10 protein-coding genes and 2 pseudogenes are annotated in these 12,479 nt (G+C 67.7%); 8 read left to right on the forward strand and 4 right to left on the reverse strand.

Annotated features, from left to right (window positions below; all coding sequences use genetic code 11):
- Positions 1-789 precede the first annotated feature (789 nt).
- A complete protein-coding gene (locus tag ACIQV3_RS36095; protein WP_403720276.1) occupies positions 790-1,197 on the forward strand; it encodes a hypothetical protein in 408 nt (135 codons plus the stop codon).
- A gap of 90 nt (positions 1,198-1,287) precedes the next feature.
- Positions 1,288-3,279 (forward strand): RICIN domain-containing protein, encoded by a 1,992-nt coding sequence (locus ACIQV3_RS36100; protein ID WP_403720278.1) that lies wholly within the window; start codon positions 1,288-1,290, stop codon positions 3,277-3,279.
- A gap of 286 nt (positions 3,280-3,565) precedes the next feature.
- On the opposite strand, the gene ACIQV3_RS36105 is transcribed toward ACIQV3_RS36100, so the two are convergent.
- Positions 3,566-3,973, reverse strand: coding sequence for a DUF6193 family natural product biosynthesis protein (locus tag ACIQV3_RS36105; RefSeq protein ID WP_403720280.1), 408 nt, complete (start codon positions 3,971-3,973; stop codon positions 3,566-3,568).
- Positions 3,974-4,040: 67 nt separating this feature from the next.
- On the opposite strand from ACIQV3_RS36105, the pseudogene ACIQV3_RS36110 reads away from it, so the two are divergent.
- A pseudogene (locus ACIQV3_RS36110) lies at positions 4,041-4,900 on the forward strand (IS5 family transposase).
- A gap of 35 nt (positions 4,901-4,935) precedes the next feature.
- Here ACIQV3_RS36110 and ACIQV3_RS36115 read toward each other — a convergent pair.
- Positions 4,936-6,516 carry a phosphodiester glycosidase family protein gene (locus ACIQV3_RS36115; RefSeq protein ID WP_403720283.1) on the reverse strand — a complete coding sequence of 527 codons (1,581 nt, stop codon included), beginning with the start codon at positions 6,514-6,516 and terminating at the stop codon, positions 4,936-4,938.
- A complete protein-coding gene (locus ACIQV3_RS36120; protein WP_403720285.1) occupies positions 6,513-7,277 on the reverse strand; it encodes a peptidase inhibitor family I36 protein in 765 nt (254 codons plus the stop codon). The genes ACIQV3_RS36115 and ACIQV3_RS36120 overlap by 4 nt, the downstream gene beginning before the upstream one ends.
- A gap of 1,508 nt (positions 7,278-8,785) precedes the next feature.
- Between ACIQV3_RS36120 and ACIQV3_RS36125 the strand changes: the two genes are divergently transcribed.
- The 5 genes and pseudogenes from ACIQV3_RS36125 to ACIQV3_RS36145 all read left to right on the forward strand — a co-directional run bounded on the left by ACIQV3_RS36125 (position 8,786) and on the right by ACIQV3_RS36145 (position 12,051).
- Positions 8,786-9,556, forward strand: a complete 771-nt coding sequence (locus ACIQV3_RS36125; protein ID WP_403720288.1) for a 2OG-Fe dioxygenase family protein — start codon at positions 8,786-8,788, stop codon at positions 9,554-9,556.
- A gap of 238 nt (positions 9,557-9,794) precedes the next feature.
- A complete protein-coding gene (locus tag ACIQV3_RS36130; RefSeq protein WP_403720290.1) occupies positions 9,795-10,418 on the forward strand; it encodes a GPP34 family phosphoprotein in 624 nt (207 codons plus the stop codon).
- A 206-nt stretch (positions 10,419-10,624) separates the two neighbouring features.
- Positions 10,625-10,933, forward strand: coding sequence for a hypothetical protein (locus ACIQV3_RS36135; RefSeq protein WP_403720292.1), 309 nt, complete (start codon positions 10,625-10,627; stop codon positions 10,931-10,933).
- Between the two features lie 403 nt (positions 10,934-11,336).
- Positions 11,337-11,492, forward strand: a pseudogene (locus ACIQV3_RS36140) (lytic transglycosylase); the annotation flags it as partial.
- Between the two features lie 169 nt (positions 11,493-11,661).
- Positions 11,662-12,051 carry a hypothetical protein gene (locus tag ACIQV3_RS36145; RefSeq protein WP_403720294.1) on the forward strand — a complete coding sequence of 130 codons (390 nt, stop codon included), beginning with the start codon at positions 11,662-11,664 and terminating at the stop codon, positions 12,049-12,051.
- Between the two features lie 210 nt (positions 12,052-12,261).
- Here ACIQV3_RS36145 and ACIQV3_RS36150 read toward each other — a convergent pair whose 3' ends face one another.
- A complete protein-coding gene (locus ACIQV3_RS36150) occupies positions 12,262-12,444 on the reverse strand; it encodes a hypothetical protein (protein ID WP_403720390.1) in 183 nt (60 codons plus the stop codon).
- Positions 12,445-12,479: the final 35 nt, after the last annotated feature.

The raw sequence follows: 12,479 nt of genomic DNA on the forward strand, positions 1-12,479 counted from the left end.
GGCTGGACGTGGTGACGGCGGCCGTGGTGGCCGCGACGGCGGCAAGAACGCGCCGCCTACTCCAATAGGTGGTGTCCACAACATTCCTTCGGAAGAGGTGCCTGGCGGAGGCTCGAATTCCGGCCGCCTACCACCGGACAGGGAACGGCATATCGCCAGGCTAAAGAGAGACATTTGGGTTGCGCGGTTGCTCGCTGGACTGCAAGAGAGTCGAGTGGGAGCACGAGAATGCGTTCCGTGACCTTATATAGAAAATGGCGCGTTGAACACCATCGAAAACCCGCCAGATTCGACACGCAGAAGAGTGGCTCATTTGCATCCCCATCCTTTCCGGAATTCCCTGCACCTCTTTTGAAATGTGACCTGCGTCACGCTCTTACCTGCGTGTTTGTCCTTCTTGACCGGAACTTAATCATTGGACAGGCGCCTCGATGGGGTGTTTCTATGGGGTCGATCAACGGCGGCTTCCGGTCGCCGATTGAGTCACCTGGACACCCCGAATAGGTGCGGTTCCGCATGGGGTGGATGGTGGTGATTTCGCTGGGGGCGGGGGGCTCTCGGGGATATTTGCCTCATATGTGAGTGCATATCCTGCTGGTCGAATTAAGGCCTTCGCTCCCGCTGACGCACCTTCCGGAATTTGCGCCGGAACTGACGACTGGGACATTGATGAAGGTACGTAGCGCAATTGCGCGAACTGTTGGTGTGGCCATTGGCGCGGGCGCTTTGGCATGGCTTGCGACAACGGGGGGCCTGACGGCCGGGTCCACCCCGGGCGGAGCCACGGTGATGAAGGCGATCGCCGACGAGGGCCCGGGGTACGCGGTCGAGGACTTCGGCTACCCGGACGCCGACAAGATCCTCACGGAGCAGGGCATCACCCTCAAGCGCGGCGACGGCCACATCCTCCTCGCCGACTGCGCGAGCGGGACCGACCTGCTTCAGGTCATGTCCCGGGAGCGCGGAGAAGTGGTCTGCTTCCGCGTCACCGGTACCAGCGGCTACCTCGCCTTGGAGATCCCCGCAGTCCACGCGGTCAAGGGCAACAACTACGAGACGCAGATCGACATGACCGCCGGTGCGGACAGCAAGACGTTCGACATCGCCAAGAACAAGTGGACCGGGGTTGGCGAGAGCGCGGACGCGGAGGGCCGCGACTTCATGCTCATGGAGATCAGGACCACTTCCGCCCAGTAGCACCACCACGGCGGTTCCCGATCGGCCCGGCACAGGCCCGGGCACCAAGAAACCTCATCCACATATCTCCAAAGGATCGACATGTCCGCAATGAGTTCGCGCAGAGCGTGGGCTACCCCCCTGCTCACCGTCACGGTGGGGGCAGGGCTCCTGACGGCCGGCCCCGCCGCCGCTCTCAACGGCAGCGATGCCACGAGCACCGGCTACAACTTCGCGGCGAAGGTGAACGTGGGTGATCAGGCGGCGTGTTCGGGCGCGCTGGTCGACGCACAGTGGGTGATCACCGCCGCGTCGTGCTTCAGCCCCTCCGGCGCGACGCTGCCCAGCGGGAAGCCCGCCGTGAAGACGAGCGTCACGGTGGGGCGGACCGACCTCTCGCAGTCCACCGGCTCGGTGGTCGAGGCCGTGGACCTGATACCCCACGCGAACCGCGACCTCGTCATGGTCAAGCTCGCTTGGCGTGTCGTCGGTGTGGCTCCGGTCAAGGTCGCCACCACGGCCCCGGTGGTCGGAGAGCAGCTCACGGTGCTGGGGTTCGGGCGGACGAAGACGGAGTGGGTGCCGAACAAGGCGCACACCGGCGCCTTCACCGTGAGCTCCGTCAACGGCGGTGTGCTCGGTCTGAACGCCTCGGGTGACTCGGTGATCTGCAAGGGCGACACCGGTGGTCCGGCTCTGCGCCAGAAGGACGGCGGCCTGGAACTCGTGGCCGTCAACTCTCGTTCCTGGCAGGGCGGCTGCCTGGGCACCAATGCGGCCGAGACGCGCACCAGTGCGCTCGACGTCCGTGTCGACGACGTGACGGCCTGGGTGGACCAGGTCCGCGGGACCACTCCCGCGGTACGCCTCCAGTCCGTGGTGCCGAACGTCACCAAGGTGATGACCTCGGGTGACTTCAACGACGACGGGCGCAGCGATGTCGCCGCCGTCACCTCGGACGGGAAGCTGCACACCTTCGCGGGGCGTGCGGACGGCACCTTCGAGTACGGACGCTCCCTGTGGCCGGACGCCAGCTGGAGCGGCGCCACGAAGATCATCGGTGGTGACTTCAACGGTGACGGCCTCACCGACATCGCTTCCGTGTGGTCCACCGGAGCCTTGCGTCTGTACGCGGGGAAGTCTGACGGAAGCCTGGCCGGCGCCAAGACGATGTGGCCTGACGCCACCAACTGGAACGCGATGCGCCAGCTCGAGCGGTTCCGGCCGGTGGGCTCGACCCGCGACTCGATTCTGGCCGTCTGGGGCACCGGCAGCGCTCAGGGTTCTCTGTACGCGTACTCCGCCGGCGCCGATGGGGTGCTGAACGGGCAGAGCACCAAGATGTGGCCGGACACCAGCTGGCTGAACATGCAGAAGATCGCCGCGGGTGACTTCAACAGCGACGGGCGCGACGACGTCGCAGCCCTCACCTCCGATGGATCCCTGCTCCGTTACAGCGGCAACGCCGCCGGTGGCCTCGACGGCGGCGTCGCCCTGTGGGGCGACAAGTCCTGGAACAACATGGCGATCGTGCTGGCCGGAGACTTCAACGGTGACGGCAAGACGGACCTCGGCGGGCTGTGGAACGAGCAGCAGCGCTTCAACTTCTACAAGGGCAACGGTCAGGGCGCCCTCGCCGGCGGCACCTCCGCCTGGCCCTCGCCCGTCCCCGTGCCCAGCAGCGGACAGATCCGCAACGTCAACAGTGACAAGTGCCTGGAAGTCAGCAACTCCGGCCTGAACAACGGGGCGGCCGTCCAGCAGTGGACCTGCGGGACGCAGGCAGGCGCGAAGTGGGAATTCCGCCCCACCACCACCGCCGGCGTGTACCAGATCGTCAACGTGAACAGTGGCAAGTGCCTGGAGATCAGCAACTCCAGCCTGGACAACGGAGCCCTCGTCCAGCAGTGGACCTGCGCCAACATTCCCACCATGCAGTGGAAGATCAAGCAGGCCGGCAGCACCGTCAGCCTGGACATCAGCAATGTGAACAGCGGCAAGACCCTGGAGATCAGCAACTCCAGCCTCGACAACGGTGCCCCCGCCCAGCAGTGGACGCACTCGCCCGACCCCACCCACCCGGGTCAGAGCTGGTACGTGTAACCCCACCCCGTTCAGCATCCATGACACACCCGGAGGCCGGTGTTCCCGCACACGCGGGAACACCGGCCTCCGGCCCGTACGGGCCGACCTCGACGACGACGGCAACGAGTACTGCGGCGGCTCTCGGCTCTAGTCATCGGAGGCCTCCCGGCGATGACGGCTCCGTCCGCCTCGGCTGAGACCACCGCCTACGTGTCCACCGGCCCCGTATTCCCTCTTGACCAGGGCCCGTCTTCAAAGCCGCTATGGGCCCGGTTTCTGCTTCCGCTAAGACTGTGGGCCGGCCCTACCTGCTGTCTCGTGCCTTCTCGTAAGCGGCCAGTTCACCTGCGTTGCCGATGAAGGCCGCGCCGCAGCCTGGCGGCAGGCGATCGATGACCATCGCCACTGCGTCCTGCGCACTGTCCGTCTCAGCGATCCGCGGGCTGCTTCGGCTCGGTCCTTCGACGTAGTACCGGCCGTCCCTCAGCGTGCCGATGTATGGGATGTCCCAGGTGTAGTTCATCTCCGTGCACCTGCTGAAGTGCAGCTCCCACATACCGGTCCACGGGGAGAGCTGACGAAGCAGCGGTTCGGCATGCGCTACCCGCACCAGATGGCCAAACGGCTTCAGAAGCGGTGATTCGTCCGACCGGGAAGGTTCGCCGTGAGTGGTCAGGATCTTGTGCCAGGCTGCGTCGACGCTGTTGGTCATACCGCGATTGTGTCGGGTCCTCTACGACCCTGATATCAAAGATCACCTGCCAGTGGGTCCTGGTCTGATGCAGAGGCATGAACTCACCGACAAGGAGTGGGATTTACTCGCTCCGCTCATACCCGCGGCTGTGACTGGCCGGCCCAGGGTGGACGACCGACGGGTCATCAACGGGATGGTCTACAAGATCCGCACGGGCGTGCCGTGGCGTGACCTGCCCCACCGATACGGGCCGTGGCAAACGGTCTACACCCGCTTCCGCCGCTACGCGCTGAGCGGTGTCTTCGCCCAGGCCCTTCAGCAGATCCAGGCCCAAGCCGATGCGGCCGGCGACATCGACTGGCTCGTCCAGATCGACTCCACCATCGTGCGAGCTCACCAGCATGCCGCCGCCAACGGCCGAAAAGGGGGGTGCGTTCACCGGACGAACCGGACGATCAGGCCCTCGGACGATCCCGCGGAGGTCTGACCACCAAGATCCACCTCGCCTGCGACGGCCTCGGCAGGCCCCTGGCTCTGTTGATCACTCCCGGCCAACGCCATGACGGTGTCTGCGCGCAACCCTTGCTGAACGGCATCCGCGTCCCACGCCTTGGTCCCGGCCGCCCACGTTGCCGTCCCGATCATGTGATCGCAGACAAGGCCTACAGCTCCCGCGGATTCCGCGCCTACCTGCGCAGACGCGGGATCGGCCACACCATCCCGGAGAAGTCCGATCAACAGCGACACCGACACAACCGCGGCCGCCTGTGAGGCCGGCCCCCCGCCTTCGACCGTGAAACTTACCGTCGCCGCAACACCGTGGAGCGGTGCTTCAACCAGATGAAGCACTTCCGCGGCATTGCCACCAGGTATGACAAGACCACCGCCTCCTACGAAGCGGCGGTCAGCCTGGTGTCGTTCCTGCTCTGGGCAAGATCCCTTTGAAGACGGGTCCTAGGACCGCGGGCGACGGGCCCGGGTTACGGGAGCGGGGTGCCGCCCTTGCCCACGTAAACGGAGTCGCCGACCTCGCGTTCGGTCCACTCCTTCTTGCCGCCCGCGGTCGTGGTGTCGGTGAGTCCCGTCCTGCGGTAGCCGTTGGTGATCAGGGTGGTGGAGCCGCCGCCGTCGAGGTTCATGGCGTCCTGCGCATGGAGGGCGAGGAGGACGTCTCGCATCTCCCACATGAAGGCACCGTCGACCAGCTTCTCCGCCTCCTTGTCGTCGGCCGGGGGAGCGGCGGCGTCGCGCGGTCCGGTGATCGTGACGAACAGGGTGGCGCCCGCCCGGTCAACGCCGATCGCGGTGCGGGAGTCGCGGCAGAAGTCGCCGGGCTGACGCTCGTCCTCCGGCTTCACGGCGATGTTGTTGACGCTGTAGACCCGCTTGCAAGTGGTCAGGTTCGGGTTGGACTTGCCGTCCTCGACGAGCCAGTGCACGTTGCTGACGATGTCGGTCGACTCGTCGAGAGCGACGAGACGGGGCTGCTCGACGTTCGGCGATGCCGCTGACTTGACCGGCGGCGCGCCCAGGTCGACGACCTTCTGCACGACCCGCAGGTGGCGGCCGGCGGTGGCGTTGGTCGTGAGCCAGGTCGCGTCCGTGCCGATGGCCTGGATCGCGTAAGCGCCCCTGTCCACGGGGTGGCCTCCCCGCGCGGTCCTGGCGGCACCGATGACACCGCTGCCGTCGACGGGAATCTCGACGCCGGTGTCGTTGTCTCCGGGGACCTCGGCATTCGCGTCGAGGTTCCTGGACGGGGTCATGATGCCGTAGTCACCGTTGAACACGACCAGCTCGTCCGGATCCTGGAAGAGCGGCAGGGGCACGTTCGTGCCGTACGTCACCTTCCCCTCGCCGTTGAGGTCGTCCAGGTCCCGGGCGCAGCCGGTGGCCCGGCCCGGTGTCCGGTTCACGTCGTCCAGACGGTGGGAGGCCACGGTCCTGTCGGTGCCGTCCGCGTTCTTCTCGAAGATCTCCATGTTCAGCTCGGTCTTGAGGAGGGACATGTACGGGACGCCGTACTGGAGCACGGCGGCCCGCATCCCCTCCTTGACCTGGGTGTACTTCCCGGAGGCGGGGTCCTTCTGGCCCTTGGGGAAGACACAGCTGACGCCGTTGATCACGCCGTCGCGGACGGAGATTCCGTTGAACATCATCGACCGGACGTCGTCGTTGCGGACGTCGTACGAGCCGAAGCCGGCGTTGATGCCGGCCAGCGGCGGGGTGCTGGTGTCCAACTGTTCCCGTACGGTCTCGGGGACCCCGGAGCCCTTCTGGCCGAAGGAGGTCTCCAGGCGTGTCGCGCCGGCGTCCGGGGCGACGCGGACGATGTTGAGCACGCGGGGGGTCGTCCTGCCGACGAGCTTGCTCGGGTCCTCGACGTACTTGAAGTAGGCGACACCATCGGCGAGCCGCGCGCTGTCGGCGTCGTACGTCCAGCGTTCCAGCAGAACCGCCGGTTCCGCGGCGCTCGACGCGGGTGCGGGGGCGAGCAGGAACAGGCCGCCGAGGGCCGCTGCGGTGCCGGTCAGCCTGCGCATGTTTCGGTTCAGGGTCACGGCTTGCAGTCCTCGTCGAAGTCAGAGTTGGGGTCGAGGTGGTGGGAGCTGATCGAGTCCGCGTACGGGGCCGTCAGGTTGGTGAGGTCCCCGGCGTGCACCAGGTACCTGCTGTACGTGGCGGCCGGTGCTGCCGTCGTCCACTTCTCGGTCGAGGAGGCTGTTCCGGGCCGGAAGCAGGCGATCTTGTCGGTGCGGTTGCGGACGGACTCCACCTGGTTGTCCCAGGTCGGGGCATATGTTGTGACGTCGTTCGCCAGCATGACCATCTCGCCCCTGCCGTTCTTCTCCTTGAACAGGCACAGGTAGCCGTCTGCGCACCGTTCGTAGCCGGTGAAGCAGAGCGCCATGCTGGGGGCGAACTTGTGGGAGCTGACGCCCGCCGCCTTCATCGCCGGGCTCAGCTCGTTCTCGCCGTCGGCCTTCGACAGGGGCGGCACCGCCTGCACGGTGCCACCCCACTTGGATTCCGAGTAGAGGCAGGCCCAGTAACCGGTTCTGTTCCAGAACGAAATGGTCGCGTTCTCGAAGTCGGCGGGGTAGCCCGGGGGGCTGATGTGCGCCTCGTAGGTGCGGGGGAGGGGCGCCGAGCCCGAGCCGTCCGGTTTCATCTGGCCCGACTCGGCGGTGTAGAGGCAGAGGCGGTTGTCGTCACAGTTTTCGTAGGCCGTGTTGGCCCCGGCCGGGCTCGCCGTGAACAGTGTGCCGAGCAGCACGATTACGGAGGCTATGAGGGAACCGCGCTTGAAATGGATTTTCACCCACCTAGTCTGCCTCACCGTCAGCAGGGCGCAAGGCATTATCCAATTGCTCCGGAAAGTGACACTTGAGCCGGGCGGTCAAAAGGGGGTGCGGCAATTCCGCTTCATGGAACTTATTGGCCCAATTTGAGTGGCCTGAAGTACGCCCGCGTGGCGGGCCTGGCCCAACATGGCCGCCGCCGCGGACCGTCTGCACCAAGGCGTTGACGTGACTCGCTTCCTCCTATTGGAGCCCACATTTGGCCCCGCCCCTATGTCTCCGTACAGGTCCCATGGCTTCCGTCGGTCCAGATCGCCGGGAAAATACCGCCTCCGCTGGTAGGCGTAAGCGTGGAATGAATAGCTCCGCTCTTCTCGGCCCCTCGCGCTTTGGCGTGAGGGGCTCGGGGGCGTTCCATAAGAACTTGCCGCGGCCCCCATGCGTATGTAGTAATCGTGGAAGTCGATGGGGGGTTGCCAGCTCTCCCTTCCTGTTTTCCCGGCAAAGCATCTGTGCCAGCAAAAGAGAAGAAACGGGAGAAGTGCGCGCGATATGAGTAGGTGGTCGCTGCTTGTTCCCGGGCAAGATCCTGCCGTCCGCGGGCGCCGTGCCGGCCACGGACGGGCGCTGACCGACGAGAACGGGGCCCAAGCGGTCGGCGGGTTGTACGACCGGGCGAGGAGGGCGTGGCAGCGCGAGCGGCCCTGGGCGCTGGAGCGCAGGCCACGGCCGGTCGACGGCCGGGCACACAAGCCGGACGCCGATGTGGAGCGCCTGCAGGACAGCTTGATGGCGCTGGTGGCCAAGTCAGGGCTGTCGGTCCGTGAACTGTCCTACCTCTCCGGCGTGCCCGGGAGCACGCTCGGCAACGCCCTGAGCTCTCCGCGGCCCCCGCAGCCGCGCGTGGTGGGGCCATCGCCAAGGCGTGCGGCGGAGAGGCGGGCCCGTGGACCCGTGCCGCTCGCAGCACCCTCTGCGCCAGCGGGGAGGATCCGGTCCGCGTCGTGGCCATCCGTGGGGTGCCGGCCCCGCTCTCCGGGGGCCGAAGACCGAGACCCGCGAGGGTGAACGCCGTGCGGATGCGGACGGGTTGGCACCGCCGGACGTCCTGATCGAGGCCGCCGTGACCCGGCCCCCGGCCGAGACGGCGGTGCTCGTGGCCCGGCTGGAGGCCGGGGGTGGATCCGCCCTTGCCGAGCGGCTCCTGCACACGGCGGTCAAGCAGCGCCCGGTCGAGGACATCGCGGCCCTGGCGCTCGCCCTCCTGGCGACGCCGCGCCACGGGGGTGGAGCACCCTCGGCACGGCCGGCCGAGAGCGTGAACCGGGCGCCGGTTCGGGCCTGCTCGTCGGTGGGGCCCGCGTGGGAGGGGAACCGTGTGCGGGGACCAGGGGGAGCTGTGCGTAAGGTCGGAACGGGCTGCCGCCGTCATGGCCGGCCGCGGTGGCGACCTGTTGGAGGACACGTGGGAAATACCGAGGCCCAGGGCCGGCCGCACCGTGATGCGCAAGTGGCCGGCGCAGGAGGAGTGACCGGGCTGCGTGAGCGTGGGTTTGCCCGCTACGGCGCCGAGCAACTCGGCGTCGCCCTGGCCGGCTCCGGGGCGAGGGACCTGGCCCGGATCAAGGAGGTTTTCGCGGCTCTGCCGCCCGACCCGTACGCTCCGGGAACGAATCGGTTCCGCCGGTACTCCCACGCCGTGTACCTGCCGTGGAAGGACGAACTGTCCTGGATCCCCGGGACTCCCGACCCCGTACACGGCACGGTCACCAACTTCTCTCAGGGCGAGGACGACCCTGAGAACCCGCGAAAACTCCGTGTGCTCCCCGCCATCCCCGAGGCGCTGCGCTCCAACCCCCTGCTGCTGCGGCTCCTGCGCTGGGACATCGAGCAGGTCCTGTCCCTGAGGGACTTGAGCAGAAGGCCGTTGTGGGCGGGGGTCCACCTGATCAGACTCGGCGTCGACGGTCCGGGCCAGAATGCCGTTTCTTCCCCGAACTGCCTTCATCAGGACGGAAGTTCAGCCAGCACGTTCACATTCGCCCACCTGATAAGCCGCACCAACGTCACGGGTGGGCGGAACGTCATCGCCACGCCGGGCAGCGCGGGCCTGCAACCCGAGGACCCGTGGGCGGACATCCACGCCAGCTTCACCCTCACCGACCCACTGGAGGGCTACGCCGTCCACGACCACCGAGTCAGCCACTACGTCGGCCCGGTCAGCACAGGATCCGAGCCGGGGCCGGGCGAACGGTCAGTCCTCATCGTCGGCCTCGCCCCTTACATCCCCCAGCTGTGACGAGGCCCAGCAAGCCGGCCGAACGCGTCTGGCTTCCACCGGACCCAGAGGTGTACCCGTAGGGACCGGCCCCTGGTCCCACGGGGCGGCGAAAAGCCAAGCCGCCGTCCCTGGTTCGTCAGCGCCGACAGGGGAACGATGGTGTCCCCGTGGGCGTTGCCACAACGCCGGGAGTGGGCCGAAGGCAGCGCGGCCGGCCCGGCGGATCCGAGGTCCGAAGCTTTCGAGGGGAGCGCCCATGAGTACGGCGAAGGACTTGTACATCATCGCCATGGACGAACGGCCGGGGGCCGGTGTCGGGCAGGGTGACTTGTCGCTCGCGCTCGCAGGCGCCGAACTGATCGATCTCCTCGCCGTGCAGGCTGCTTCCCTGGACGGCGACTCCATCGTGCCGGGCGGCCCGTACGAGCCGCATGACGAACTCGTGGCGGAGGCCTTGTCGGCGCTCATCCGGCAGACGCCGTACGAAAGCGTCGAAGACTGGCTGTGGCGCCGCGGCCGGGACCTTTCCGCGACCTACCAGGCAGCCCTGGAAGCCGGCGGTCAGCTGACCCGGGGACGGCGCGCCCTGCTGCCCTTCGGAAACGATCGCCTGGCAGTGGCCGAGACACCCGCTCGGCGCCGGGCCCGAAGCCGCTGGGAGGCCGGCGAGCCCACCCTCATCGCCCTCGCCACAGCCGTGGGCATCGCGGACACCCGCCACGAGGACGCGAGCGAGCACGCGAGCGAGCCGGTCCACGAGGACGAAGCGGTGATCACCGTGCTGGCGATCGTCAACGACGCGGTGACGGAGCTGGAGGCCGTAAGACAGCGGCGTTCCATCGAGAACGCGGCCTTCGCCAACGTCTGGCGCGTCCCTTAGAGCCAGGCCGGAACTCCTACTGGCGGGATGCGGGTGGGTCCATGTGCCGCCCGGCCCCGGCGCCGCCGGCCGGGCATGCGCCAGGAAGTGGCCGGGGGAGCGGAGCGGCAGGCCCGCGCGTGGCCGGGATCGCGTGGTGCGAGTTCGGCATGAAGAATCGGGGGTAGCCGGGTGTCACTGGAGTTCGCCCTATGTGAGGAGTTGCCGTGACCAGCTTTGTCATCACTGTCCCCGGCACGTTCGTGTCGGACGTTGCCGATTCCGTGCGCTTCGTCGTCGAACGGAAGTTGGCATCACGGCATACGGAGGTCAGCGAGAACGAGGGGCTGCGCCTTCTCGCCGTGAACGACGACGGCACCTTTTCCATCCGGCTCGAGGTCGAGGCCCCGGACAAGTACGAGGCGGAGCTCGACGCCATGCGGATCGTCACGGCGGCGCTGAAGGAGGCAGGCCTCTCGGAGTCTGAAGCCCCGCTCGGCCCGCCGGCCGTGACCGGTATCGACAGCGGCTTGTGATCCCCTGTGGAGTGAGGGGGAGAGCCCCAGCCCTCCGTCATCGTCACGCGGCTGCACGCGCAGTACGCCTTCCGCCGCCTCGACCACCGGAAGGCCAGCGCGCTTGTCTGAAGACCAGCTGGACGGGGTCTGCCAGGTGATCCGATGCGACCGGGGCAGGATGTACAGCCAGGCCGTCACCCGTGCGGTGCCCGACCCCTCCTCGGCGCCCGTCTCAGGGCCTCAGGGCCTCAGGGGGCCCGGATACGTGACACCGGGCACAGGGCCGAAGGTCACTTACGAAGCTGCCTAGCAGATGCGATGAGGTTGCCGGATGCCCGAGACCAGTACTCCCGACCGCGTTCGGCGAAGACGTACAAGCTCTCCATCGCCGGTGTGCCGGCCCTGAGCGCCGCCGCCCTCGCCCTCGATCGGCCTGCTCCAGGTCATCCGCCCGACCTTTCTGGCCTACCGCCTACCCGGCACGGCGAAGTCCCAGTACAACCCGGTCGCCAACATCGTCGCGGCAGCCCACTACGCCGCCGCACGCTACGGCTCGATCAACAACGTCAACAGCGCCGCTGAGGCCGAGCCGCGCCAAGCGAGTTCCGGGCGCCGCTCCGGCGACCTCGCCGTGCTCCGCCTGGGCAGGTGTCAGCCGTAGGTCCGGAGCCGGATCGCGCGGACCGACGGCCACGCGGCGCCCCGCCACGATGTCTGGGAGGGAGCGTGCGGGGCAGGCGGGGAGCATGAACGAATCCATTGCGAACACCGCGAGCAGCTACCACGTCACCGTCCGCGGAGAGCGGTTCACCTGTGGCGGAGTCACCGGCCTGGGGCCCCAAGGAGACCTCGGCCTGCCAGGCCAGGAACTCACGGTCGTCCTCGACGACTGCGTACTCACCGACGTCCCCGGGGCGCGGGAGTGGGCCCTGTCCGTGGACGCCCCGGCCGAGCCGAGCCACATCAAGATCGAGGAATTCCGGCCCGGCTTGGAGGTCCCGATCACCACGTGGTACCTCAGCGACGCCAGGCCGGACGCGGTCACCGACGACAGCACGACGGCGACCAGTCGCGAAACGAGGATCGGGCGGCTCACCATGCACGCAGCGAAGATCTCCCCGGACCTGCCGCAGTGACCTGATCGGGCCGTTCGCACGGGGAGTCCCCGGCTGGAGGTGGGCCGCGGACGCCATCATGCGGTCATCGGGAGGGCGAAGCACCGTCCCACCACGGCGCGGCACTCGCCGGACCCCGACGAGCGGGTCCGGCGAGCAGGTCCGGCGAATGCCGCGCCGTGAGGGCCTCCCGCCCGGCCCCTTCCTCGTTGTCGCAGGTCAGCGTCAGCGTCAGCGTCTGCGTCCGCGACGGCGCGAGGCCCAACCGGTGCCGATGCCGGCGACGTGCAGTGCCAGAGCGGCGAGACCGAGCAGCATCAGGTTGGTGGAACTCAGAACGTCGTTGGTGGCTATGTCGGCCGCGTTGATCAGGAACGCGATGAAAAACAGCACTGCGGCGGTAATGCCGAGCATGTCCATGCCCCTTTCGGTTGGTGACGGCCGTGTTC

The organism is Streptomyces sp. NPDC099050 (assembly GCF_044759865.1).
In the GTDB taxonomy this organism is placed as follows: Bacteria; Actinomycetota; Actinomycetes; order Streptomycetales; family Streptomycetaceae; genus Streptomyces.

Excerpts from the sequence above, each read along its gene's own strand:
- ACIQV3_RS36095 (WP_403720276.1), top strand. The coding sequence starts at position 790 with ATGAAGGCGATCGCCGACGAGGGCCCGGGGTACGCGGTCGAGGACTTC.
- ACIQV3_RS36100 (WP_403720278.1), top strand. The coding sequence starts at position 1,288 with ATGAGTTCGCGCAGAGCGTGGGCTACCCCCCTGCTCACCGTCACGGTG.
- ACIQV3_RS36105 (WP_403720280.1), bottom strand. The coding sequence starts at position 3,973 with ATGACCAACAGCGTCGACGCAGCCTGGCACAAGATCCTGACCACTCAC.
- ACIQV3_RS36130 (WP_403720290.1), top strand. The coding sequence starts at position 9,795 with ATGAGTACGGCGAAGGACTTGTACATCATCGCCATGGACGAACGGCCG.
- ACIQV3_RS36145 (WP_403720294.1), top strand. The coding sequence starts at position 11,662 with ATGAACGAATCCATTGCGAACACCGCGAGCAGCTACCACGTCACCGTC.
- ACIQV3_RS36150 (WP_403720390.1), bottom strand. The coding sequence starts at position 12,444 with ATGCTCGGCATTACCGCCGCAGTGCTGTTTTTCATCGCGTTCCTGATC.